The organism is Arthrobacter sp. Dra40, from assembly GCF_059091905.1.
Genome location: NZ_JBNHHB010000021.1, coordinates 17,251 through 42,171, shown reverse-complemented (window position 1 = coordinate 42,171; position 24,921 = coordinate 17,251). Strand labels below are relative to the sequence as shown.

General features: G+C 65.4%; 21 protein-coding genes and 1 riboswitch. Of the genes, 4 read left to right on the top strand and 17 right to left on the bottom strand.

The genetic code is table 11. The annotated features are described in order from the left end of the window. Positions 1-32 precede the first annotated feature (32 nt). Complete coding sequence (locus tag AC5RWT_RS11980; RefSeq protein WP_494043733.1) at positions 33-533, bottom strand: DUF4188 domain-containing protein; 501 nt, start codon at positions 531-533, stop codon at positions 33-35. Between the two features lie 67 nt (positions 534-600). On the opposite strand from AC5RWT_RS11980, the gene AC5RWT_RS11975 reads away from it, so the two are divergent. After that, positions 601-1,170, top strand: coding sequence for a TetR/AcrR family transcriptional regulator (locus tag AC5RWT_RS11975; RefSeq protein ID WP_494043732.1), 570 nt, complete (start codon positions 601-603; stop codon positions 1,168-1,170). A 6-nt stretch (positions 1,171-1,176) separates the two neighbouring features. Here the strand turns inward: AC5RWT_RS11975 and hemW are convergent, their stop codons facing one another. Together hemW and lepA are read right to left on the bottom strand one after the other, a co-directional pair. Next, positions 1,177-2,406, bottom strand: a complete 1,230-nt coding sequence (gene hemW / locus AC5RWT_RS11970) for a radical SAM family heme chaperone HemW (RefSeq protein ID WP_494043731.1) — start codon at positions 2,404-2,406, stop codon at positions 1,177-1,179. 41 nt (positions 2,407-2,447) lie between these two features. Then, the gene (gene lepA, locus AC5RWT_RS11965) at positions 2,448-4,301 is read right to left on the bottom strand and encodes a translation elongation factor 4 (protein ID WP_494043730.1); all 1,854 of its coding nucleotides are present in this window, start codon (positions 4,299-4,301) and stop codon (positions 2,448-2,450) included. 167 nt (positions 4,302-4,468) lie between these two features. Between lepA and AC5RWT_RS11960 the strand changes: the two genes are divergently transcribed. Together AC5RWT_RS11960 and rpsT are read left to right on the top strand one after the other, a co-directional pair. Next, positions 4,469-5,059, top strand: a complete 591-nt coding sequence (locus tag AC5RWT_RS11960) for a type II toxin-antitoxin system PemK/MazF family toxin (RefSeq protein ID WP_494080412.1) — start codon at positions 4,469-4,471, stop codon at positions 5,057-5,059. Positions 5,060-5,245: 186 nt separating this feature from the next. Then, positions 5,246-5,506 (top strand): 30S ribosomal protein S20, encoded by a 261-nt coding sequence (gene rpsT / locus AC5RWT_RS11955; RefSeq protein ID WP_127512637.1) that lies wholly within the window; start codon positions 5,246-5,248, stop codon positions 5,504-5,506. A 748-nt stretch (positions 5,507-6,254) separates the two neighbouring features. On the opposite strand, the gene holA is transcribed toward rpsT, so the two are convergent. The 5 genes from holA to AC5RWT_RS11930 all read right to left on the bottom strand — a co-directional run bounded on the left by holA (position 6,255) and on the right by AC5RWT_RS11930 (position 12,799). Beyond that, positions 6,255-7,262, bottom strand: a complete 1,008-nt coding sequence (holA, locus tag AC5RWT_RS11950) for a DNA polymerase III subunit delta (RefSeq protein ID WP_494080411.1) — start codon at positions 7,260-7,262, stop codon at positions 6,255-6,257. Positions 7,263-7,330: 68 nt separating this feature from the next. Beyond that, positions 7,331-9,574, bottom strand: coding sequence for a ComEC/Rec2 family competence protein (locus AC5RWT_RS11945; protein ID WP_494080410.1), 2,244 nt, complete (start codon positions 9,572-9,574; stop codon positions 7,331-7,333). A gap of 608 nt (positions 9,575-10,182) precedes the next feature. Further along, entirely contained in the window at positions 10,183-11,049 is an 867-nt protein-coding gene (locus AC5RWT_RS11940) for a ComEA family DNA-binding protein (RefSeq protein WP_494080409.1), read from the bottom strand. 301 nt (positions 11,050-11,350) lie between these two features. Beyond that, the gene (locus AC5RWT_RS11935; RefSeq protein WP_494080408.1) at positions 11,351-11,854 is read right to left on the bottom strand and encodes a hypothetical protein; all 504 of its coding nucleotides are present in this window, start codon (positions 11,852-11,854) and stop codon (positions 11,351-11,353) included. 354 nt (positions 11,855-12,208) lie between these two features. After that, complete coding sequence (locus tag AC5RWT_RS11930) at positions 12,209-12,799, bottom strand: hypothetical protein (RefSeq protein ID WP_494080407.1); 591 nt, start codon at positions 12,797-12,799, stop codon at positions 12,209-12,211. 792 nt (positions 12,800-13,591) lie between these two features. Here AC5RWT_RS11930 and AC5RWT_RS11925 point away from each other — a divergent pair. Next, positions 13,592-14,008 (top strand): hypothetical protein, encoded by a 417-nt coding sequence (locus tag AC5RWT_RS11925; protein ID WP_494080406.1) that lies wholly within the window; start codon positions 13,592-13,594, stop codon positions 14,006-14,008. A gap of 69 nt (positions 14,009-14,077) precedes the next feature. Here the strand turns inward: AC5RWT_RS11925 and AC5RWT_RS11920 are convergent, their stop codons facing one another. The 9 genes from AC5RWT_RS11920 to leuS form a co-directional block, all read right to left on the bottom strand. Beyond that, positions 14,078-15,766, bottom strand: a complete 1,689-nt coding sequence (locus AC5RWT_RS11920) for an alpha-amylase family protein (RefSeq protein ID WP_494080405.1) — start codon at positions 15,764-15,766, stop codon at positions 14,078-14,080. Positions 15,767-15,809: 43 nt separating this feature from the next. Then, positions 15,810-16,766: a TIGR03885 family FMN-dependent LLM class oxidoreductase gene (locus AC5RWT_RS11915; RefSeq protein ID WP_494080404.1), complete on the bottom strand. Its 957-nt coding sequence runs from the start codon at positions 16,764-16,766 to the stop codon at positions 15,810-15,812. Between the two features lie 332 nt (positions 16,767-17,098). Then, positions 17,099-18,151: a CU044_5270 family protein gene (locus tag AC5RWT_RS11910; protein ID WP_494080403.1), complete on the bottom strand. Its 1,053-nt coding sequence runs from the start codon at positions 18,149-18,151 to the stop codon at positions 17,099-17,101. Next, entirely contained in the window at positions 18,117-18,713 is a 597-nt protein-coding gene (locus AC5RWT_RS11905; protein WP_494080402.1) for an RNA polymerase sigma factor, read from the bottom strand. Before AC5RWT_RS11905 ends, AC5RWT_RS11910 begins: the two co-directional genes overlap by 35 nt. 556 nt (positions 18,714-19,269) lie before the next feature. Further along, positions 19,270-19,623: a hypothetical protein gene (locus AC5RWT_RS11900; RefSeq protein ID WP_494080401.1), complete on the bottom strand. Its 354-nt coding sequence runs from the start codon at positions 19,621-19,623 to the stop codon at positions 19,270-19,272. Positions 19,624-20,072: 449 nt separating this feature from the next. Further along, on the bottom strand, positions 20,073-20,798 hold the full coding sequence (locus AC5RWT_RS11895) for a universal stress protein (protein WP_494080400.1): 726 nt from the start codon (positions 20,796-20,798) through the stop codon (positions 20,073-20,075). A gap of 17 nt (positions 20,799-20,815) precedes the next feature. Further along, positions 20,816-20,888, bottom strand: a riboswitch (Fluoride riboswitch). Positions 20,889-21,004: 116 nt separating this feature from the next. Next, positions 21,005-21,229, bottom strand: a complete 225-nt coding sequence (locus tag AC5RWT_RS11890) for a hypothetical protein (RefSeq protein ID WP_494080399.1) — start codon at positions 21,227-21,229, stop codon at positions 21,005-21,007. Positions 21,230-21,332: 103 nt separating this feature from the next. Next, a complete protein-coding gene (locus AC5RWT_RS11885; RefSeq protein ID WP_494080398.1) occupies positions 21,333-22,283 on the bottom strand; it encodes a DegV family protein in 951 nt (316 codons plus the stop codon). A gap of 15 nt (positions 22,284-22,298) precedes the next feature. Next, positions 22,299-24,788, bottom strand: coding sequence for a leucine--tRNA ligase (leuS, locus tag AC5RWT_RS11880; protein WP_494080397.1), 2,490 nt, complete (start codon positions 24,786-24,788; stop codon positions 22,299-22,301). Positions 24,789-24,921: the final 133 nt, after the last annotated feature.

The following is a 24,921-nucleotide window of genomic DNA, read 5'->3' as shown; positions in this document are numbered from 1 at the left end:
AATGGCCAGGCTGCCGGGGTCAGTATGTACCGCTAGCCCCTCGGCCGCCCTACCGCGTCTGCCTGCAGCCGCTGACGGGCCGTGTTCAGCCCGGCTCCCACCGGTACGTGTCCGGTGGCCGCCGCCAGCCCGAAGACCGGCATGTCGCTATACACGCTTTCCCTGCCGCCAGGCAACGTCTCGTAGGTTTCGTGCCAGACTCCGACGTCGCCGGTGCCGGCGGATTCGCGCATGAACTCTCGCCAGGGCTCAAGGTGCGGCGACGACTGGTCGGCCGCGAACCGCTGCAGATGCTCCGGACTCCTCCAGTAGCTGACCATGATGGTGGTGCGGCCGAACCACTGCTGGTAGCCCAGCAACCCGGCCTCCGGTGTCTTGGCCAGGTGGGCCAGCATCTTGGGCATGGCCGCCCCTACCCGCGCTACCTTCCCGAACTTCCACCACCGGTTGGCGCGCATCCCGATCAGGAAGACCGTTACCGGCCCGCCCCCGGGATCGGCAGTGAAACGTCCCGTATGCACGTGCTCCGACATGAGCTTCTCCATTCGTAACGATGTTATACAACATTGTTACGTAACAGTGTCATGCAATAATGGAGCTATGGCAAGACCCGTACTCCACGATGAGACACTCCGCCGCAAGCTGCTCGACACCGCAGCCTCGCGGATAGCCCGCGACGGCGCCGCCTCCGTATCGCTGCGCAGCATCGCCGCTGCGGCAGGGACGTCGACGACGGCGGTGTATTCGCTCTTCGGGGGCAAGGCGGAACTCTTAACCGCCGTGCTCGACGACGGTTTCGCCTCCTTTGCTGCCTCACAGCAACAGGCCGCCGCCGGCGGCCTCGAAGCCTTGGGCCGGGCCTACCGAACGTGGGCATTGGAGCATCCGGTCCTCTACGGCCTCATGTTCGGCGGGCCGCTGGCCGGCCAGGTGCCATGCCAGCCGACGCCGGGAGCGGCCGAGCCGTCGATCGCGCCGCTGTTTGGCGCAGTAGCCGCCGCGCTGACCGCGGCATCGGATGACGAGATCGCGTCGATGGTCGCCGTCGTCTGGGGCCAAGTCCACGGGCTGGTGTCACTGGAGCTGGCCGGCGTGCCGGCGGCAGGCTGGAGCTGGGATGCGGCCTACGATGCGGCCCTCGGCCAGATCGGCCGCTTGCTGCGACGCTAGGGACGTTCAGTCCTCGAGCAGTCGTCGGACCACGGCATCGGCCAGCAGCCGTCCTTTGAGCGTGAGCCGAATGGTTCCGGCGAAGGCCGCGGCCGGGTCGACGAGGGCATCGGCGATCAGTCCCGCCACGGCTTTCCTGCCGTTGGGTCCCAGATCCTGGGTGCGCAGCCCGTCGATAATGCGGGTCTGCAGCATGACGTGCTCCAGCTGACGGGTGCCCGCGTCGAGCGTTTCACGCCCGGCCGCCGGGGAGACTCCGGTGGCCAGACGCTGGGCATAGGCCGCCGGATGCTTGACGTTCCACCAGCGCACGCCGCCCATATGCGAGTGGGCGCCGGGGCCGGCGCCCCACCAGTCATCGCCGCGCCAGTAGGCGAGGTTGTGCCGGCAGCGGTCGTCCGGCGTGCGGGCCCAATTGCTGACCTCGTACCAGCCGAATCCGGCTGCCGCCAGCCGCGCGTCGGCGATCTCATACTTGGTGGCGTGGTCGTCGTCGTCGATGCCGGGCACCTCGCCGCGGCGGATCTGCGCCGCGAGTTTGGTCCCGTCCTCGACGATCAGGGCGTACGCCGAGATGTGGTCGGGCGCACAGGCGATCGCGGAGTCCAGGCTGGCCTCCCAGTCCGCAATGGTCTCCCCCGGTGTGCCGTAGATCAGGTCCAGGCTGACCTTGAGCCCGGCCTCGCGGGCCCACTGCACGGCCTGCGGCACCCGTTCCGGATCATGCGTGCGGTCCAGCACCTTCAGCACGTGCGGGACGGCCGACTGCATGCCGAAGGAGACGCGGGTGAAACCTGCGTCGGCCAGGATCTTCAGCGATTCCGGCGTGACGGAGTCCGGGTTGGCTTCCGTGGTGATCTCGGCGCCCGGCTCCAGCCCCCACAAGCTTTCGGCCTGGGCCAGCATGGCGGCCAGGTCCGTCGCGGGCAGCAGGGTCGGCGTGCCGCCGCCGAAAAAGACCGTGGCCAGCGGCCGGTCGGGCAGGTTGGAACCGCGCAGTACGCGCGCCGCCAGATCCAATTCGGTGTTGAGGGTGCCCGAGTACTCATCCTGCGATGCCCCGGAACCGAGTTCCTTGGCCGTGTAGGTGTTGAAATCGCAGTAGCCGCAGCGCACCCGGCAGAACGGAATGTGCACATACAGGCAGAAGGCCCGGCCTGCCGCCCCGTCTGCTGCCTGTGCGGGCAGCAGACCGTCGGCCGGGGCCGGGTCCCCTACGGGCAGGACGCTAGGCACTGAGGCGAGCCTCCGCCGTCGTTGTTTTCAGCACTGCAGAACTACTTCTTTGCCTTGTCCTTGGAATCATCCGACGACAGCGCGGCGATGAAGGCCTCCTGCGGGACCTCCACGCGGCCGACCATCTTCATCCGCTTCTTGCCTTCCTTCTGCTTCTCCAGCAGCTTGCGCTTCCGGGAGATGTCGCCGCCGTAGCACTTGGCGAGCACGTCCTTGCGGATGGCGCGGATGTTTTCGCGGGCGATGATCCGGGAGCCGATGGCGGCCTGGATGGGCACCTCGAACTGCTGCCGCGGGATGAGCTCGCGCAGCTTGGAGGTCATCATGACGCCGTAGCTGTAGGCCTTGTCGCGGTGCGTGATGGCGCTGAACGCGTCCACCTGTTCACCCTGCAGCAGGATGTCCACCTTGACTAGATCGGCCACCTGTTCGCCGTCGGCTTTCCAGTCCAGCGAGGCATAGCCGCGGGTGCGCGACTTCAGATTGTCGAAGAAGTCGAAGACAATCTCGGCCAGCGGCAGCCGGTAGCGCAGCTCCACGCGGTCCTCGGAGAGGTAGTCCATGCCCTTCATGTCCCCGCGGCGGGCCTGGCAGAGCTCCATGATGGTGCCGACGAACTCGTTGGGCGCAAGGACGGTGGCGGAGACCATCGGCTCGCGGACCTCGGAAACCTTCCCGTCCGGATATTCGCTCGGGTTGGTGACGGTCAGGGTCTTTTTGTCCTCCAGCGTGACTTCGTAGACCACGTTGGGGGCGGTGGAGATCAGGTCCAGGTTGAATTCGGCCTCGAGCCGCTCACGGGTGATTTCCAGATGCAGCAGTCCCAGGAAGCCGACCCGGAATCCGAACCCGAGGGCCGCGGAGGTTTCCGGTTCGTAGATCAGGGCGGCATCGTTGAGCTTGAGCTTGTCCAGTGCGTCGCGCAGTACCGGATAGTCCGTGCCGTCGATCGGGTAGAGCCCGGAGAAGACCATCGGCTTGGGGTCTGCGTAGCCGCCGAGGGATTCCGCCGCCGGCTTGAGCAGATTGGTGACCGTGTCACCCACCTTGGACTGCCGGACGTCTTTCACGCCGGTGATCAGGTAGCCGACCTCGCCGACGCCGAGACCGTTGGACGGCGTCGGCTCGGGCGAGCTGACGCCGATCTCGAGCAGTTCGTGGCTGGCCCTGGTCGACATCATCTGGATGCGTTCACGCGGCGAGAGCTTGCCGTCGACCACGCGGACGTACGTGACCACGCCGCGGTAGGTGTCGTACACCGAGTCGAAGATCATGGCGCGGGCCGGCGCTTCGGGGTCGCCGACCGGGGCGGGCAGATCGCGCACGATCTTGTCCAGCAGCGCTTCGACGCCGACGCCGGTCTTGCCCGAGACCTTGAGCACGTCCTCGGGGTCGCCACCGATCAAATTGGCCAACTCGGCCGCATACTTTTCCGGCTGCGCCGCCGGCAGGTCGATCTTGTTCAGCACCGGGATGATGGTCAGGTCGTTTTCCATCGCTAGGTAGAGGTTCGCCAGTGTCTGGGCCTCGATACCCTGCGCGGCATCCACCAGCAGGACCGCACCTTCACAGGCGGCCAGCGATCGCGACACTTCATAGGTGAAGTCAACGTGGCCCGGGGTGTCAATCATGTTCAGGGCGTAGCTGGCGCCATCCAGTTCCCAGGGCATGCGGACGGCCTGGGACTTGATGGTGATGCCGCGTTCGCGTTCGATGTCCATCCGGTCCAGATACTGGGCCTTCATGTCGCGCGGCTGCACTACGCCGGTGAGCTGGAGCATCCGGTCGGCAAGAGTGGATTTACCGTGGTCGATGTGGGCGATGATGCAGAAGTTCCTGATGATCGCCGGATCGGTGGCGGCGGGCACCGGTGCGGTGCGGGCCATCGGTGACACAGATGGTTCCTTACTCTCGGACAAGCGGGCTGAGATTGCGGCCGGTACCACCAGCACGCAGTTTTGCTCAACTATAAGTGTCCCACGCCGGTCAGGTATCCGCGCACCTTTACGGCAGTGATGGCAGTCAGTGATCTGCGGCAACCGCGCTTCAGTAGCCTAGAGTCATGGCATTTTCCCCACGGGGTCTCAACCGACTCCTTAGCACCGCCGTCCGGGCCATCCGGTCCTTGTCCGGTTCGGGCAGTTCAGCGCGGCCGCGGGTCACAGCGCCTGGCAGCCGGCCGCAGCCCCGCGGTAGCCGCGGCGGCTTCCGCGGCGGCGCGGCCGGCACTGGCGCAGCGGGCACCGGCACGGGCTCGCGGTATGCCGGCGACTACCTTGGCGCAGGGACCATCAGCTACTCCCCCGAAGCCGATGGCTCCCCCGATCCGGGCGAAATCGTCTGGACGTGGGTGCCCTATCAGGAAGACTATTCGCAGGGGAAGGACCGCCCCGTCCTGGTGATCGGCAACCACCGCGGCCGCCTGCTGGCACTCATGATGACCTCCCGGGACCGGAACAACGACCGCCGCCGTGACGAGGACTACGTGGACATCGGCTCCGGCGCCTGGGACGTCCGCGGCCGTCCTAGCGAGATCAAGCTGGACCGCGTTCTCCAACTTGATCCTGATGCGGTGCGGCGCGAAGGAGCAGTGCTCCCGCGTGCGACATTCGAGAAGGTCGCCCAGAGCATGCGCCGCCGCGGCTGGAAGTGACCGCGTGTCGCAGAAGCGCTGATCGCCCGTCCGGAGTGCGGATCTGCTAACATTTATAGCTGTGTGTCCGCGCAGGTCGACGGGCACCTCGGGCCGGTTGCCATTACGGTGCCCCACGCCGCTCAGTCAATGACCGGACCGAATGCCCTCAAAGACCAAAGTTCCTCAACAACAGAGAGTTATTTCGTGGCCAATATCAAGTCCCAGAAGAAGCGCATTCTCACCAACGAGAAGGCACGCCAGCGCAACAACTCGGTCAAGTCCGAGCTCAAGACCGCCATCCGCGCCGTGACCGGTGCCGTCCAGTCCGCCGATCAGGACGCCGCCAACACCGCTCTGGTGACCGCGAGCCGCAAGCTGGACAAGGCCGTCAGCAAGGGTGTGCTGCACAAGAACAACGCCGCCAACCACAAGTCGGCACTGGCCAAGCAGGTCAACGCGCTCTAAGGCGCATCCGGCCGACAGGCCGAACCAAACCAAGGCCGGAGGCCGTCACCCGCTCAGGGTGGCGGCCTCCGGCCTTTCCAGTTCTTCATCCCGATCGGGTGATCTCTCCCCCGTGGGCAAGCCCTTACTCTGGCCACATGAAACGGACCGCAACCCTCACCGGATTGGCAACAGTTGCCCTCCTGTTGGCAGGTTGCTCAGGCCCGTCGGGAGAAGAAACCCCCACCAGCCCCACGACGATGGCTACCCCGTCAACGACGACGACGCCGAGTGCGCTGAGCGGGTTCCTGTGCTCTCCGGACGAGAACGGCGTCTGGCGGGGAAAAGCCCGTCTCACGAACATCGGTACGGCCACCAATACGTATACAGTCCGCTTCTCTGTTATCCGTACGGGAAGTCAGGAGGTCCTCGGCGTGAAGGAGGAGTCCTTCACCATCGGCCCTGGTGACTCCACCGACGTAGCATTCGCGAGTATCCACACGAGCAATTCCCAGGGCCTCGAATGCGTTGCGCGGGTCACGGCGGAGCCGGCGGAGCCTTCGGCCCCGGCAGGGTCCCCGGAAATGTCCCCAGACAGCAGTTGACCCCGCGTCATGCGAGGCTGGTTGGGCCACATGTCACCCATTGCGGGTGATGCCGGCCAAGGGATGCCGCATCTATATGGGCCAGCGTGAGGCTGGGAGGACCTCCGCTGTCCGGAACCCGAACCGGACCCGGGCAAGGGCCCGTACCGCCGCGGCCGGCCCGCTTAGCGCCGGGCGCTGGTGGCAATCATCGTGACGGCCCGTTCCACCGCGTATTCCGGATCGCGGCCTTCGCCCTTGACCTGGGCGTCGGTCTCGGCCAGCACCTGGATGCAGCGCGCCAAGGCCTCCGATTCCCACAGCCGCGCGTCCCTGCGGGCCTGATCGAACTGCCAGGGGGCCATGCCTAGGTCGCGGGCGTTGGCCGAAGCGCTTTTGACCTTGGCAATCTGGCGCAGCTTCATGGCCAGCACGGCAACGATCGGCACTGGATCCACCCCGGTGGCCAGCGCGTGCCGGAGGGACGCCAGCGCGGCGGCGCCGCGGCCGGAAATGGCCGCATCGGCAACCTTGAACCCGGTTGCCTCCACCCGGCCCCCGTAATACTTTTCCACCGTCTCTTCGGTGACGGCGCTATCGGCGTCGGAAATCAATTGGGAGCAGGCGGCTGCCAGATCGGGCAGCGACGAGCCGACCGCGGACACCAGCGCCTGTGCCGCGGCAGGTTCGATGGCCCGGCGCGCGGTCTTGAACTCCTGCCTGACGAAGTCCAGCTTGTCTGCGTCCTTTTTCATCGCCTGGCAGTCAACCACCGGGGCGCCCGAGGCCTTGACCGCATCCAGAAGTTTCTTGCCGCGGGTCCCGCCGCCGTGGTGCAGGACCAGCCAGACCTCCTCGGCCGGTGACGCCAGATAGGCGAGCGTGTCTGCGAGGAACTCGTCGTTCATCTGGGCCAGCGACGAGGCTTCAATAAGCTTCGCTTCGCCGAACAGGCTGGGGCTGGCCAGCATGGTGAGCCCGCCGGTGGTGTAGGAGGAGGCATCCAACTGGGTCAGCTCAAGCTCCGGATGCTTGCCGCGCAGCAGATTGCGGACACGTTCCTTGGCCCGGTGAGCCAGGTACTCTTCCGGACCGCTGACCAGCACGACGGGGGCAGGCTCGACGTCGCGCCAAGAGACAGTCGCGGCGCTTTTCTTGGCGGCCGAAGCGCGGGATCCGGGGGGCGGGTTCACGTCAGGTTCCTCCTTGTTCAGGTCAAGAGTTTCACGATCCGGGGCGTTTGCCCAAAGCTGTCCGCAGCCTACCGGCCGCGGAGCACGGAGAGCTTCCCGTGGTCAGCATCCAGCAGGACCGTCCCGAGCTGGTCGGTCCGCAATACCTGCACCCCGGCGGCCCGCAGCGCGGACAGTATTTCCGCCGCCGGATGGCCGTAGTCGTTCTCGGCGCCCGCGGAAATCAGGGCTGCGGCAGGCCGCAGGCCGGTAATGAGTGCGGTCCCACCATTGCGGGCACCATGGTGGCTGATTTTCAGGACGTCCACGGTGAAGCCCGTTCCCAGACGCCGCGTCAGCTTGGGTAGTTGCTCCTGCTCAAGATCGCCGGTCAGGAGCATCCTCACCTCTCCCCCGGTGTCCACTCGCAGCTTGATTTCGACGACGAGGCTGGAATCGTTCTCGGAGAGGCCGGCACTATCTTCCGCGGGCCAGTGCACGGTCCAGCCGACCGCTCCGGACGAACCGGTCAGTCCGGCCGCCGCACGTTCCGCGGTCAGCCCGTGGGCTTGGAGCGAGGCGTGGACCGCCTCCGGCAGGGCCTCCTTGGCGCTTGAATACAGGACGCGCTCCGTCCGGCGGCCGGCCAAGACGCCGTCGAGCCCGCCGTAATGGTCCAGATGCATGTGCGTGAGCACCAGGACATCGATCCGCTCCACGCCCAGGCCGTCCAGGCACCGGCCCATCATGTCCGTTTCCGGCCCGGCGTCCACCACGATGGCGCTTCGCTCGCCGGTCCGGACCACCACGCCATCGCCCTGCCCCACGTCGCAGGCCGCAACGTCCCACGACTGCTGCTGTCCATCCGGGACCAGAAGACTGGCCAGCAGACCGGCCGCAGCTCCTGCCAGCAGAGCCGGTACGGCCGTCCAACAGGTCAGCCGTAGAATCAGTCCGCGCGCGCCGGACCCGCCGCGCCCGCGGGGCGGCGCGGTCTCGGGCGGCCCATCCACCCGGCCCTGTTCCCTTCCGGATCTGCTGACTCCCGCTATCCGCCGCACACCCCAGAGGAGTCCCAGACCCGCTGCAGCCGCTCCGGCAGCCCCGACCGGGCCGCCCGCCCACGGCAGGGCCGCCAATGGGAGTTCCGAAAACCACCGCGCCACGCCGGCAACCCACAGGGTCATCCATCCGGCCGCGTGCAGCGCCAACTCACCGACGCCCGGCAGCCACGGCAGCAGGGCGGTCCCAAGCATCCCGGCAATCGTGATGAAGGGAACCACCGGACCGGCCGCCACATTCGCCGGTATCGAGTAGAGCGCCAGTTCCGGCTGCAACTGCACGATCACCGGTGCACAAAACACCTGCGCCGCCATCGGCATCGCCACGGCATGGGCCAGCGGCACCGGCAGGAACCGCTGCAGCCAGCGCGAACAGGCGGGGCCCAGCAGCACCAGCGACAACGTTGCCAGCACCGAGAGCAGGAAGCTGTAGTTGGCGGCCAACCAAGGATCCATGACCAGCAGCACCGACACCGCCAAGGCCAGGAAGGACAGCGACGCCCTCCGTCGACCGCTCAGCACGGCGGCCACCCCGATGGAGCCCATCACCGCTGCACGCAGGACGCTGGGCTCGGGCCGGACGAGCAGCACGAATCCGGCGAGGCTCGCCAGCCCGACAACAGCCTTGGCCCAGCGAGGCAGCCGCACGGCCGAACCGAGCAAGTACACGAACCCCAACACGTACGACACATTTGCGCCGCTCACGGTCAACAGGTGGGTCAGCCCGGTGCGCCGCATGGCGTCTTCCAGGTCGTCGGGCTGGTGTTCCTTGTCGCCCAGCACCATGCCGGGCAGCAGCCCGCGGGCGTCCGGCGGCAGTGGCGCCAGCGCCTGGACGAAGTGCCCGCGGAGACCGGAGACCCAGGCGTCCAGCGGCGGTGCCGTGCGATCCGCGGGCACCGTCGACGCAATCAACAGCGCCTCCACCGCCTGACCTGAGTCGGCCCCGACCACTGTGCCGGACGCCCGGAGCCGCTCGCCGTAGCGGACACCGGACCATTCCGGGCCGCCCAGCACCAGCACAGGAGTATCGGCCTCGAAGCGCGTGCCTGCAGCCGTGGCCTCGACGATGGTCGCCTTCACTTGGAAGCGCGGACCGCCGCCGAATTGCCCCGGGGCCTTCATCTCGGACGCGTCCCCCGTGACCACGAGGCGCGCGGTGATGGTCTCCTCGGCGGCAATGGCCTCTTCGATCGGTCCGGCCAGCCGCTGCGACTGTTGCACGCCCACCACCAGCGCCAGCAGTCCGGTACAGCTGCACAACACCAGCACGACGGCGGTGGCTCCCGTCCCGCCGCCGCCTCGCCTACGCCGGCGGCGTAGCCCGCGTCCGGGCCGATAAGGGAGTGCTCGAGCATGCGGGCGCCGTGACAGTGGACCATGCGCAGGCGACGGCCGGATTGTCGGCAGCGACCTCCCCGCGCTCAGGAGCCTGGTCGGCAGGAGCCTCGCCGGAAGCAGCAGGCGGGCCGACGCGCCGCAGGCTCCACCCAGGAGCAGGGCCGCCGTCGTCAACGCCACGCCGACCGGAGCATGCGGCAACACCAGGGCCGCTGCCCAGCAGCCCACCGCGGTGAGTCCGAGGCGGAGGTCCAACCGCCGCGTTTCTCCCTGCGAAGCCGCAGCCGGGTCCGGCTTGATGTGCTTCAGCAGCAGCTGCTGCAATTCCGAGCGGCGTCTGCCCGCTAGCCGGCTGCGGCCGCGTCCGTCGTTCGCGGCTCCGTGCCCGTCCGGGCCAGCACGGTGCCCATCGCGGGCAGCGCTGTGCCCCGAACCAGAGACACCGCTGTGCCCCGGTCCACCGGTGACAGCGCCGTCCTCCGGTTCTGCAGTGACTGGCCGGCGGGCCGCATCCGCGTACCGCTGCCATCGCGCGCCGCTCACACCGTCACCAGCTCCACCAGCGCCTCAAGCATGACCGGTCCGATGCCCGGCACCGCGTCCAGGTCAGACGGATGCCCATAGGGGCCGTGCTGCTCGCGGAACTCGACGATCCGCCCGGCCAGCACCGGCCCCACGCGCGGCAACTCCGCGAGTTCCTCGGCAGTGGCCGTGTTGATGTTGATCTTGCCAGCGGGACCATCTGCGGCTCCGCCGCCCGTTCCGGGTCCGCCTGCGCCACCGCCGGAGCCACCGCCCGAACTTCCGGTACCCGGCGCCGGCGGCGGCCCGGCGTCGTCGGGTGTGGGCACATAGACCTGCTGCCCATCGGTCAAAGGAGCGGCAAGGTTCAGTGCCTCGAGCTGCGCCTCCTTCCTGGCACCTCCTGCTGCTTCGATCGCCTCGAACACCCTGGCGCCCTCCACCAACCGGACGATTCCCGGCGAAGCGACGGCACCCGCCACGTGGACGATGATGCGTGCCCCGGCGTCGTTACCGTTATCCGCACCGCCGTCGGCGCCGGGGACGGCGCCGTCGCCGCCGCCTGTCCCCGCATCACCTTTGCCGCTGCCAGCGCCGCCCACAAACTCCCCTGCTCCTTCACCGATGGCACCGGCGGGCTCATCTCCGCCGCCGTCGCCGGCGGTTGGCCCCGAGGAAGGGCCGGACTTCAAGGGGATGCCCTCCAAGACCGGAGCTGCCGAACGGTTCAGGTCTGCGGTCGCCACCGAGACGATCCCGTAGCCCAGGCATAACCCGGCCACCACGAAGGCAGCCCCAAGGGCTATGCGGAAGCGCGGTGTTCGCCCCAGCCGCGAGGCAGTGCCATCGCGGGCAGCTGCGGGAAGCCAGCGGTGTCGGCCCATGCGGCAACACTAGGTGCGCGCCGCGGACACCCTCATCCGTCCGTCACGCGTTAGTGGACGGACCGTCCCGCGGCGCGGGCTGTGGAGGAAAAGAACGATCAGCCAGGTGCGGCGTCGGCGGCGCGTGACCGATTCTCGTGCCCGAAGGGTACTGCACGCTGTTACTTCCCGTAGGCGTCGCCTACGGGAGGGGCTTGGATGGGATAATCAACGCATCCGAGTCCCTATGCCGAGGCCCATTACGGCGCCCTTTGATATCCCTGAATCGGTGCCCCTTGCGGAGAACCGTCTTTCGGGTCCTTCAGGAGGAGGCCGCCACGATCTCCAACGTCTTCTGCATGTTCTCCGGGTGTCCGGCAAATTCCACCGAGCCGGTGGACGTTCGCAGTTCCAGGACCTCGGCCGTGGGATAGATTCTGAAGACTGCCTCGGTCAATGTAGGCGTGCGGTTGCTTCCCGTTTCCTTGACGGACAAGACGCGGACGTCTCCTTTGTCCTGCCGGCTGTTTTTCCAGCGGGGCTGAAATGCCAGATTTCCCTGTGATGGGGTCACGAGCCCGAACTGCCACTTTGTTTCGGTCGAAAAGCGCAGAAACCCTTCGAACTGGTAGCGCGCGGCGTACTGCTTGTTGGGCCGTCTTCGCTTCCAAAAGTTGCGCAATCCGACGCCGGTGGCCGTAACAGCCACCGGCACCACTAGCCAAGAATTCCCACTCCGGTAACCCAACCAACCAAAGAAGACCACAACCAGCACGATGGGTATTCCCCGAATCATCAGGGCAATTGGAGCATTACGATTGGCCACCGCTCCAGCTAAGCCCCACGCCCTTGGAAAAAGCCGAATCGGTTGCTTTTCGCCCGGGACGGGCTCGTCTTAGTACCTGTAGACGTGCGGTAGTCTCCGAATCTCTCTTACAGCGAGCGGGATGGCGATAAGGCCCAGTCCGACAACCCCTGCGGCTAGCAGCACATGGTCCCGAGTCGGGTTTTGTAGCGCAACGACGGGCGCAACAACCATTGCAACAGCACCGGCAAAGATCTGGATGGACCACCAGATCCTGCCACGTCGTACCTGCTCTCTGGAGGCTACAAGGAGAGCACGGCATAGTCCGTGAGCCTTCGGCGGGCCGGTCTGGCCGCACGACTACTCGAGGTTCGTCTATGGCAAGTCGCTAGAGCCTGTCCCGTAGACGAGCCGGTCCAAGGACTTGAGGCTCATCTGATCCGCTGCCAGTTCCACTTCACCTCCGCTGATCTGGATACTCACCACCCGCTGGTTCCTTCGGAGCTCCCTTCGCCTCTGCGCAGGCAGCACCCGTTGCTCGGGGGATGACTGGACTTCGAGGATTCGGGGAACTCCGATGGGTTGGTTCGATCCAAAGGGTTCAGATGTTGAAACCTCTCTGAAAACGATGGTTCTTGGTTTGAGCTGCGCTGACCCTGGTGCCCACCGGTCGCGCAGTGACCCGGGCACAGCATTGGGATAGCGGACGAGGCAATCAATGATCCCGTGTTCTTCGATGTCTGTCGTCAGTCGCTTGTGTTTGTCGCGCCTCACGCCCACGAGCAGCAGGGACTCGACGAGGACTACTACCACCAGACTGGAAAGGATCCGGGCACCAAGATCGGCATTCGGCAGCAGGATATTTGCAGGCAGCAAAGCCACTATGGGTACCCACCAAATGGCGTGGTCGGAGATGCGCTCCAATTTGCTCTTCGGAGTGCGTGCCGGTGCTTCTGGCGTGACCATGCTTCATTGTTGTCCCGCCGCCTTTGAATTTACTCGGACAAGAGCCAATCGATGCACGGACAAAAGCCTCTTGGTGGAATCAATCACGCTTCTCGTCCATTGGCTCTCCTTCACTTTCCCCTGGGAATGCCGGTTGCGCGGCCGGGGCCCAAACGTGCGTGGGGAAGACAAGCTCGCCGCCGCCCTCGACCGACTGCCCGACAATTCCGGGGCGCTCCGACCCATTGAGTTACAAGGCGCTTGGCCAGGCGATCTGGCTGGGAACGGGAGAGAGTCGGGCACATCGAAGCGAACCACCAGCGGATCGGGAATATCGTTCCGCTCCAAGATGAGCTCGAGCCGGCCGCCGGCCAGTTCCAGGGATCGGATGCGCAGCTTGTCCGGTTCCACCGGAATGTTCATGGAACGGCGAGCGGCCGCGAGCAACTCGTTCGGATCAAGCTGCTGATCGACCATGCTGTATCGTCACATCCGAACATGGAGCGTCGGGGCGGCCGCCGTCCCGGCGCCACACAATGCACTCAGTTGTGGTTAGCCGCGTTCTTCACCCAGTTTGGGCCCGAATTCCCCTTTCCCGTCGTTCACCGTACGTCGTAATGATGCGCACTCCTGAAGCGAGACGCGAAGGGCGGCTTAGCTCCAGCGGAGCGGCCATGGCAAAGCAGCTGTCCGGCTATTCCCGATATGGAAGGTTATTACTTCGCAACGTCAGGTTCCTCCCCGCCGTCCACACCTGCGGTTAACGTGAGAGAAACGCTTTTGCACAACACTGACAGGGACATGATGCGCACTTTGCTCCAACTAACAGCTGGTGCTGTCATACTGCTGGCGCTGGCTGGCTGCAGCAGCGATCCAAAGTCTGGGATAGCTGCCCTCGAAGCTCCGGCAGGTTCGGCTGACACTCTCACCGGAGGTGCCGACGCCCTCGGCATCGCCCCAGACAGCACACGGCTATTGGTGGAAGAGAGCGACTACGCGTTCTATGTCGCAGCGCCGGACAAGCCCGAGAAGGGGAGCGTGTGCCTGGTCATCCAGACCCCGGAACAAACCGCAGCTACTGGATGTGGCAACATTCCCAACTTGCACCCGTTGGAGCTAGGCACCGGTGGCGTAAGCGCGAAGCTCATTGCGGATAAATACGACGCGAGCAAGGAACTGGGCGAAGGCTGGCGACAACTCCACAAGAACCTGCTGGTACGCGGACTGTAGCAATCCCACACCCTTGCCCGGTCAGGACGTCCGCCGTCGTCCTTCGCCGACGTCGTCCTTGGCTGCAGCTTATGGCAGTCGCCGGTCCTCGGGATGCTGCAGGCGAAGCCACTTGTAGCCGAACCCATCGAGGGGCAGGGTGCACGTGCCGTCCTCGGCGATTTTCACGTCCGCGTCGCCCAGCAGGTCCAGCAGCAGAACGTCCCGGAGCTTTTCCGCGGGCCGGTCCTCAGCGGCCAGGTCCAGAGCGACGGTGACCGGATCGGGCGAGAGGTTGTGCAGCAGGACCATGCTGGACTCCTCCCACGTGCAGCGGTGGGCCAGCACGGATTTCTCCGGTTGCTTGAGGATCTCGAAGTGCCCCCAGCCCAGCTCCGGGCACTCGCGGTAGCGCTTGATCAGGGTGGCCATGAAGTTCCACAGTGAATCCGGATCCCGCTTGGCCTGGGCGGCATTGACGAACTGCGGGCCGAAACCCTCGTCGACTATCGGCGAGATCAGCTGTCCCGGCTCCGCGGTGGAGAAGCCCGCGTTCGGGCCGTCCGTCCACTGCATGGGCGTGCGGACGGCCAGGCGGCCTTCCGCATCCAGGTCCTCCCCCATCCCGATCTCCTCACCGTAATACAGCACCGGGGTGCCCGGAAGGGAAAACAGGAGCGAGTACACCATCCTGATTTGGCGAGGATCCCCACCCAGCATCGGGGGCAGCCGGCGCTTGAGGCCGCGGCCGTAAAGCTGCATCTGTTCCTCGGGCCCGAAGGCCGCGAAGACCTCCTGGCGCTCCTCGTCGGTGAGTTTGTCCAGCGTCAGCTCGTCGTGGTTGCGCACGAAGGTAGCCCACTGGTTGTCCGGGTTGATGGCGGGCCTGCCCTTGAGAGCCTTTGCCAACAGGCCCGCGTCGTGCCGGGCGAGCGAGAGGTACATGTTCTGCATGGCAATGAAGTCGAACATCACATTCAGTTCGTCGCCTTCGCTGCCGCCGAAGAAGGTCAGCTGGTCCTGGTACGGCAGGTTGACCTCGCCCAGCAGGATTCCGTCGCCGCGGCGGCGGCTCAGGTAGCGGCGCAGGTCCCGCAGGAACTCGTGCGGATCCGGCAGCCCGGCCCCGTCCTGCCCCATGGTTTCAAGGAAGAACGGCACCGCGTCCACGCGGAAACCGTCAAGGCCCAGCTCCAGCCAGAATCCCATGGCCTTGGCGATGTGGTTCCTGACTTCGGGGTTGGTCACATTTAGGTCCGGCTGATGCTTGTAGAAGCGGTGCAGATACCACTCCCCCGTCGGCTTGTCCTTGGTCCAGATGGACTGCTCCTGGTCCGGGAACACAACCTCCTTGGAGGTGTCCGGCGGCGGATCGGACCGCCACACGTAGTAGTCCCGGTAGGGACTGTCCTTGGACTGGCGCGCGGACTGGAACCATGGATGCTGGTCCGAGGTGTGGTTGACCACCAGGTCCGCGATGACCCGCATGCCGCGGTCCCGGGCCGTGCGGAGGAACTCCACCAGGTCCCCGTGGTCCCCCAGCCGCCGGTCCACGCCGTAGAAGTCCGTGACGTCGTAGCCGTCGTCGCGCTCGGGGGTGGGATAGAAGGGCATCAGCCAGATGCAGGTGACGCCCAGTTCGGCCAGGTAGTCCACGCGCTGGGCCAAACCGGCGAAGTCTCCGACGCCGTCGCCTTCGGAATCGAAGTACGTCTCCACGTCAAGGCAGTAGACGACGGCCGTCTTCCACCACAGGTCGGAAGTGTCGGTAATCCTCACTGGCTTTTCCTCGCTTTCCGTCCGGACGGTCCAGGGCAGTCTGTCAGCGCAGCTTTGGCAGGACCTCGCCGGCGAACGTCTCGATGAAGGGCCGCTGCTCCTGCCCCACGAAATGCAGGTACAGCTCATCGAAGCCCAGGTTTAGGTACTCCTGCAGCCACTCCACATGCTGGCCCGTGCTGGCCGACACGTTGACCGCCTTCCGCAGCTGGTCCTCGCCGACGTGCTCGCTGACGGCGTCGAAGTGGCCGGCCGTGGCCAAGTCCGCGGCCACGTGCGGGGCGAACGTATTGGAGCGCCACTGGTCCAAGCCGATTTCGACGGCGGCGTCCTCCGACGGCGCCCAGGATAGGTGCACCTGCAGCGCGGCTTTCCCGCGGCCGCCATTGTCCCGGTAGGCGGCGAGGACCTTCCTGAGCTGCTCCGGCACCTGATTGACCGTGATCAGCCCGTCTGCCCAGCGCGCGGCGCGGCGGGCGGTCTCCACGCTGATGGCGGGGGCGATCAGTTCAGGCTTGGGCTCCGGGACCTCCCAAATCCGGGCGTGCTCCACGGTGACCAGTCCGCGGTGGGTGACCTCCTCGCCGTCGTGCAGCCGACGGATCACCTCCACGGACTCCTCCAGCCGCTGCTGGCGCACGTCCTTGGAGGGCCAGGCATCGCCCGTGATGTGCTCGTTGGAGTTCTCGCCACTGCCCGGCGCCATCCAGAACCGCCCCGGAAACATGACGGCCAGGGTGGCGGCGGCGTGCGCGATGATGGCCGGATGGTAGCGCTGGCCGGGAGCGGTGACGACGCCGAAGCGCAGCTTTGTGGTGGCCAGCGCCGCACCGAGCCAGGACCAGGCGAAGCCGGAATGTCCCTGACGCGCGGACCACGGCTCGATGTGGTCCGAGCACATGGCGGCGTCGAAACCGGCTTCCTCCGCAAGCTTGACGTCCTGCAGCAGCTGGGCGGGCGAGATCTGTTCGTGGGATGCATGGAATCCGATGACAGGCACCCCTCAATCCTTACCGTGCCCTCATGAGTTGTCGAGGCACGGGGCGGGCTCCGCACTTGGTTCTGCCCACTTCCGCGAGGCGAAGAGCGGGCAGGATTCATGTCCTCCACCGGGCATGCATTCAGACAGACCTTTCAAACCCAAACCATATTGTCGATTAAGTTGTGGGAAGTGCAGCCACCAGACCGCTCCCCGCAACACCGGCAAAGTCGCCTAGGCAAGACCTTCAGACCTTCAGGAGGGTTTCCGCTATCGACCACCGCTTCCGGGACGGGCAACACGGACTCGGCCGACCACTCTCAGAGGGCCAGGCCGCGCAGTTACTCGAATAGTTACGGCGCTGAACTAACCACCGAGGTTCGGACCGAGGTCCAACCGATCGCTGTTCCGGCTGGGAAGGTATCGCGGGGTGTCAGCGTGACCTCCCGTACTCCGATCAGCAGCCCGGTAGCGGGATCGACAATGATGTCCGTCCGGGTTTCATGGACGGAATCCGCGATCCCGATTGCTATGCCTGCCCTGCCGTCAAGGTTCGCTTGCCTGTCTACGACGGTGACTCCGGGAATAAGCGCGGCCGCTTTGTAGAGTGCTGCGCGAAGGTCCGCCGGCACGACCCCAGTTCTCAGAACCGATGCGATGGACCCTAGCGTCTCCGCTTCGGCCCTGTCTGGATTGTCCAGCCGACGAATTGTGTTCAGGAGGGCCTGGGGATCCCGGGGCAGATTCTTCACGCCTTCGTCCAAGGGCATGCCGGCGAGCAGCCGCTGTGCTTCTCCGTAGAAGCTCCCGCCCGGTGCCCGCAGTAGTTCTCCCGTCCTGATGGGGTCATCGGCTTGAGACATCATATATTTGGTCGCCTCTGCCTTGGCATCCTCGCTGAAGAACGTCGTTGGGATACGGGCTTTGCGGTCCCAGATCCATTCGTCCGTGTGGTCAGCGGGAATGTAGAGATGATCAGAGGTCTTATCCAGCCACTCCACCGTACGGCGGTCTCCTCTCGGCTCCCCCAAAACGATTCCCGAGGCGTATACGGCCGTCGTGTCGATTCTCAGGTATTGGCCAGGCCCGACAATAGGGTCGGCCGTGGTGATGGTTGTGGCTGCGGCGGCGTTCAACACTTCGGCTGCCTCGGCGGTTGCCCCGCCGTGTTTGCCAGGAACGATGACGTCGGCAGCCACGAACGCCCCAACGAGCAGGGCGGCAGCTGCAGAGGCGAGGGCAACCCGGCGCGAGATGTTGCGGGGTCTCCGGGCAATGGCCCGGACGGATGACCCGCTTTCGGTGGCGATGTTTTTCATCAGTTTGTTCCGGCCCCGCGCCAGTGTTGCTGGAGTCGCTGAGCCGACTTCGCTACGCATTTCGCGCAGCAGTTGCAATTCGTCCATGATGGTTCCCCGTTTCTTGAAGTTGGTCTAAGCGCAGAGCATCGCGCAGGACATTGCGTGCACGGTTCAAGCGGGAGCGGACGGTCCCTACCGGAACGTCCATCGCATCGGCAATGCCTTCGTACGTCAGGTCAGCCCAGGCATAAAGCAACAGGGTTTCCCGGTCTATCGCCGGCATACGATTCAGGACGAGGGCAATGCGGCCTGTTGCGGCCATAGCGTCGACTTGAGCGGCGATGCGATCGGAGTTGTCTTCCGCCGCTTCGCGAGAGGCGGATTTGGCCAGGACTCTCAGCGTTCGGGCCTCGGCCCGGTGGTGCCGGCGCAGGAGGTTGGTTGCGATGCCAAAAAGCCAGGGCCGCGCATCTTCCCTGCTGTGGTCGAAGGTTTGCATCTGCTCGAACGCGACCAGGAATGTCTCCGACGTGACGTCGTCTGCCACGAAGTCCCCGGCGCGTCTGGCCGCATAGCGGTAAATGACTGAGGCGTGTTTGTCGTACAACTCCCCGAAAGCTGCGGGGCTGTCCCTGGACCGCCTGATGATGTCGCTGTCTGTGCTCACACTATGTATTGCCCGCTGGCCGCTAAAGGGTTCACGGGAGCTTCCTCTTCTTACCGTTATGGGTGAGTTGCGTTATCCACCCGCTGACCATCCGGGAAACGATCAACTTCGGGCCTTCACGTAGCTATGCACGATGAACGTCCATGAGATCGCGTTCAGAGGAGCTACCGTCGCTGACCATAAAAGATCACAGACCCCCCAACCCTAGTTCCCGCAGTCCGGACACTAAGACGCAAAGACTCGTTCCCAGCGCAATAAGGCAAACCAAGCCAAGTTTCAGGGCGATCATCTTCGCTAGATGCATGACGGCCAGAATCTGGCTCCCTGCGCTAGCGAGACCGGGGAGCCAGAGGACAAAACTCAGAGCCAAATAAAAGATAACAAGGGCGATCGGACCGAAATCGTTACTTGTAGCGTCCGGCGACAGGGATACAAGTGTCGCAGTGACCACCGCGAATACTGCAGAGCTCAGGCCTACACCAAAAGATAGGGCAGCAGCCTTTCGATTCCAACGCATCTCCTATCGAGCACGTCGAAGAGCCTGCCGATCCTGAGACTACTGATCAACAGAGTTCTGTTGCGCTGCACGGCACAACTGCTCTTCACGTTCTTCCGGAGAAAGCTCGTTCCATTTCGCTGACTGGGCCTGAATCTGCGCCTCAGGGAAGCCCATCGCCTTCATTTCTTCGGGGGAAATGATCACACTGTTCTCCGCACCGATCATGTTATTCCGGTCCAGTTCCGCGCCGGGACCGTCAGCATAGTCGGCTGAACATTCGATAAAGGGCTCATAGGCACCGGGCTGTGCGTCATCTGCCCAGGTCCGGCCGGGGAGGGTGCTGATGCCAAGGACCAAACCGGCTGCAAGGAATAGGCCCGTAGTCAACAGGACGGAATATTTCTTGACCATTTTGTTCCCCCATGCATCAATTCCGCTTATTCGAGCGGGACGAATCGATTTGCTTCCAGCCTATCCGGTGCCGGATGTGTTGCCTGACATAACCTGCGGGCGGTGTTCAACGACGGGAAACGGAATGAGATGCAGGCCCACCCGAAATGCGTGGAGCTGACGTCAAGCTCCCGCTTTCGATAAACGGCATCCAATGTTGTGCGCCTTGGGAATGCCAACGAAAATCGGAAAGCACTCCGGTGCCCGGCCCTACTTCCTCTGCAAAGCTGCCGTCCTTTTCTCCGTAGTGCAGCCTGGGGAGCCATACGACTTATGGCTGGACGGCGAGTCCACCGGCCCCGGCCCAGTCTCATATCCTTCGGTCGTGATGCTGGACCGGGCCCGTTCGTAGCGGCCTCCGAATGCGTACTGGTCATGGCTATTGGGGACGCCCTAGCTGGGTACCTGCCCTACTCGAAGGGGCGGGGATCGAGCGGGACTATCAGCACCGGCCGGTGCTGATGATGGGCCAGATGAACGGCCACGGAGCCGACGAGAACTTCCTCGAGGGCGTGGATGACGCCCGGTTCGCGCGTTCCCACCACGATCATGGATGCGCCGATCGATTCTGCAGCATCAGACAAGGCGCGCGCGGGTTCGCCAGCCAAGGTCCGGAATGACCAATCCACCCGGCAGTCTGTCAGAGCCTCGGACAGATAAGCCTGCATCTCTTCGGCGGTCTGTTCCACGTAGCTGAAGTCACCGTCGGAGTCGATAGGCAACAGAACCCGGGACCCATCCGGCAAGGTCTCCTCATAGGTGGAGACGTCTACGTGCACGCATACCAAATCCACTCCAAGGCCGGCCGCCAGGACGGCTGCCCGCTGCACCACGGCCGCTAGTTGCCCCGGTATCACTCCTACTAAGACGGGGCCAGTAACAGGCTGGGGCGCGTCTGACCTATCCACCACAGTCCTCCCCGTCTCCGGCGCACGCACGGCTTGAACCTTCCCGCCGACTGCCGGTGCCCCTGAGTGCACCTCGTTAGAACGCCGAAAATCGACGTATTGGGCCGAGGCGCTGAGTCGCTGCGGGAACAGGAAGCGGAGACAGGCCAAGGCCACCCTACGGTATGTGGGCAGCAAACGGTATGCGGAAGGAGAGATGAAACTCGGGAATCTTGGAGCCTCTGACATGGTTCACCTACCTTTCTCGAAAGGTAGGAACCATCAGCCACACGGCGGTTCGAGCTACGAGCTCCGGCGGGATCCATCACCGTGCTTAAATTCTATCGCCGTTCTGCATGTGGTGGTCCTGAGACGGAAGGAGTATTTCCTCGTGCGGGCGTGAGCCGGAGCTGTGGTCTTGGAACTTCCCCCGGTGCATCTGAGGGGCAAGGCAGTCACATGCCCTTGTCCGAAGTGACCACCAGTAAGCCGATGCCGACCGAGACATAGAGAGTGAACAGGGCGCTCAGGGTCAAGGGCAGCCAGTACCATTTGGAGCGTGGGAGACTGACGATTGACCAGATCAGGACGGCGAGGGTGGCCGGTATCGACCAGAAGTTCTGGTGGAAGAACAGCCACAGGGATACCGCGACTACTGCAGTCGCCGCCAGCGGCCACAAGCTGACCTGCCTGCGCCGTACGTCCGGGTCTGCGACGGGTTCTCCTTCGCTTTCCCCTCGGAATGCCGGCAGCGAGGCCGCGGGCCGTAGAGGATTAGGCCGTTCAGCCCAGGTGCGGCGTCGGCGGCCCGACCACCACGGCGATGACGCCCAGTCCGGTGTGCGCCGCCAGGACCGACGGCACCGGGGTGACCAGGACGTCGTCGCTGAGGTGCTGCTGCAGGGTTTCTGCCATCGCCCGGCTCTCCGATTCGTTGCCGAAGTAGTGCACCGAGACCCGTGGTTCGTAGTCCAGTTCCTCGATCCGGCGCACCACCAGCTGCTGCAACCTGGCCTGAGCGCGCGCGGCGGTCCGCACTTTTTCCAGCGGGATGACCGCGCCGTCGCGGATGCCGAGCAGCGGCTTGATGGACAGCAGCGACCCCAGCACGCCGGAGGCAGCGGAAATCCGACCGCCGCGGCGCAACTGATCCAGGCTGGGCACGTAGAAGTAGACGTCGGAGCAGACCGCGGCGGCCTTGGCTCGCTCGGCCACGGTTTGCCGGTCGAAGCCGCTCTGCGCCGCGATCACCGCGTCGATGACGGCGAAGCCCTGGCCCAGCGCGGCGCTACGCGTGTCCACCACTTCCACGGGAACGCCGACGCCGTCGGCGGCCAGGCCTGCGGCCTCGATGGTGCCGGAGAGCTCGGCCGAGAGGTGGATGGAGACGATCGCTTCGAAGCCCAGCTCCTCGAGCTCACGGTATGTCCGTTCCAAAAGCCCCGGCGACGGGCGCGAGGTCTTGATGTCACGCCCCTCGGCGAGGCCGACCGCGAGGGCGGAAGCGACGTCGTCGACCCCTTCCCCGTAGATCTGGCCGGAGATCATGACCGGCATCGGCACCACCCGCAACCAGTCTGCGGTATCCGGCTGGTTGACCCAGTCCGCGGGCAGTGACGCCGCCGAATCAGTCACGACGGCGACGCGATGGCGCGGCGGCTGGCCCGGCCGGGCAGGCGGCTGCTGGTGCAGCAGTCGCTTGGACCGCTGCACCAGTTGCTCGAGCCAGTTCATGGGCTGCCTGCCTGATCAGGCCGGAACGATGTTGACCAGCTTCGGTGCGCGCACAATCACCTTGCGCACCTCGCGGCCTTCGAGCGTGCGGATGACCTGCGGTGAGGCCAGCGCGAGCTTCTCCAGCTCGTCCTCGCTGACGTCCGCCGCCACCTCCAGCCGGTCGCGCACCTTGCCGGCAACCTGTACCACGGCGGTAACCGTGTCCTGCACCAGCAGCGACTCGTCCACGGCCGGCCAGGCGGCCTTCACCACCGACGGTTCGTGGCCCAGCTGGGCCCACAGGTCTTCCGCCGTGTAGGGGGCGAACAGGCTCAGGATGATGGCCACCGCCTCGGTGGCTTCGCGCACCGCCGGATCGGCGGCGCCGGGTCCGGCGTCGATGGCCTTGCGGGTCGCATTGACCAGTTCCATCAGCTTGGCGATGACCACGTTGAACTTGCCGGCGTCCAGCAGGTCCGCCGCGTCGGCGACGGTGCGGTGGATGACCGAGCGCAGGGCGCGGTCGCCGCCGTCGTACTCCGTGCCCGGCGCCGAGGCGACGTCCTGGCCCAGCCGCCAGGCACGGGCCAGGAACTTGGCCGAGCCGGACGGAGATACGTCGGCCCAGTCCACGTCGTCCTCGGGCGGCGAGGCAAAGATCATGGTCAGCCGGACCGCGTCCACACCGTACTTGTCCAGCTGCTCGCTCAGGTCCACGCCGTTGCCCAGCGACTTGCTCATCGCCTTGCCGCCGTTGAGCACCTGGCCCTGGTTCAGCAGCGCACGGAACGGCTCGTCGAAATCGATCAGGTCCATGTCCTTGAGCACCTTGGTGAAGAACCGGCTGTAGAGCAGGTGCAGGATCGCGTGCTCCACGCCGCCCACGTACTGGTCCACCGGCAGCCAGCGCGCCGCGGCTTCCTTCTCGAACGGGCCCTCGGTGTAGTCGGGAGAGGCAAAGCGCAGGTAGTACCAGGACGAATCCACGAAGGTATCCATGGTGTCCGTATCGCGCCGCGCGGCCTTGCCGCAGTTAGGGCAGTCCGTGTTGACCCAGTCCGCGGCTGCGGCCAGCGGGGAGGTGCCCTTCGGCGACAGCGCCTCGCCGCGCAGGTCGTCGGGCAGCCGCACCGGCAGCTGGTCGTCGGGAACGGGCACTTCGCCGCACTCCTCGCAATGGACGATCGGGATCGGCGCGCCCCAGAACCGCTGGCGGGAGAGCAGCCAGTCGCGCAGCCGGAAGTTCACGGTCTTCTCGCCGGTGCCGGCGGCCTCCACCAGTTCGATGGCGCGGGCGATGGCCTCTGTCTTGGGCAGGCCGTCCAGCTCGCCGGAGTTGATCAGCGTGCCTTCACCGCTGGTGGCAACGCCGGTCACGGCCGGGTCTTCTTCACCGGTATCGACGACGGCGCGCACCGGCAGGTCGAAGGCCTGGGCGAAGTCCAAATCTCGCTGGTCGTGCGCCGGGACGGCCATGATCGCGCCGGTGCCGTAGTCGGCCAGCACGTAGTCCGCGGCCCAGACCGGCAGCTTTTCGCCGTTCAGCGGGTTGACCGCGTAACGGCCCAGGAAAACGCCGGTTTTCTCGCGTTCGGTGGACTGGCGTTCAATGTCCGAGAGCGCCTTGATCTTTTCGCGGTAGTCCATCAGCGCATCGTGCTGCTCCGGCGTGACCAGATCCAGGGCCAGGTGGGCGTCGGCGGCCACCACAAAGAAGGTGGCGCCGTGCAGGGTGTCCGGCCGGGTGGTGAAGACGGTGACGTCCTGCGCCGGGCGTCCGGCGGCTTCCTCGACGGTGAAGCGGACGTGTGCGCCTTCGGACCGGCCGATCCAGTTGCGCTGCATGGCCAGCACGCGCTCCGGCCAATGGCCTTTGAGCTCGTCCATGTCGTCCAGCAGTCGGTCGGCGTACTCGGTGATCTTGAAGTACCACTGGTTCAGGCTCTTCTTGGTCACCGGGGTGCCGCAACGCTCACACGCCCCGTTGACCACCTGTTCGTTGGCCAACACGGTCAGGTCCTTCGGGCACCAGTTGACCGGGGAATTCTTCCGGTAGGCCAGGCCGCGCTCGTAGAACCGCAGGAACAGCCATTGGGTCCAGCGGTAGTACCCGGGATCCGAGGTGTGCAGCCGGCGGGACCAGTCGGCGCTGATGGCGTAGCGTTTGAAGGAGGCCGCCTGGGTATCGATATTGGCGTAGGTCCACTCGCTGGGGTGGGCGTTGCGCTTGATCGCGGCGTTCTCGGCCGGCAGGCCGAAGGAGTCCCAGCCGATCGGGTGCAGGACGTCGTAGCCCTTCAGCCGCCAGTAGCGGGCCACCACATCGCCCATGGCGAAGGCCTCGGCATGGCCCATGTGCAGGTCGCCCGAGGGGTAGGGGAACATGTCCAGCACGTAGCGGCGCTCGCGCGACCCGTCGTCGGCGGGTGCGAAGACATCAAGTTCCTCCCACACGGCCGGCCATTTGGCCTCCATGGCGGAGAAACTGTACTCGTGCTGTTCCGTACCCGGCTGCGTACTCACTGTGCTTGCCTCGTCCTCTTGTCTGTACTGCGCACTGGCCTGACTCCCCTAGACACACAAAAGCCCCTCAACATCGGAGGGGCGGGCCGCTGAAGCAGGGCTTGGGACCCCGCGGCAGCGGCTAGCTAAGGAG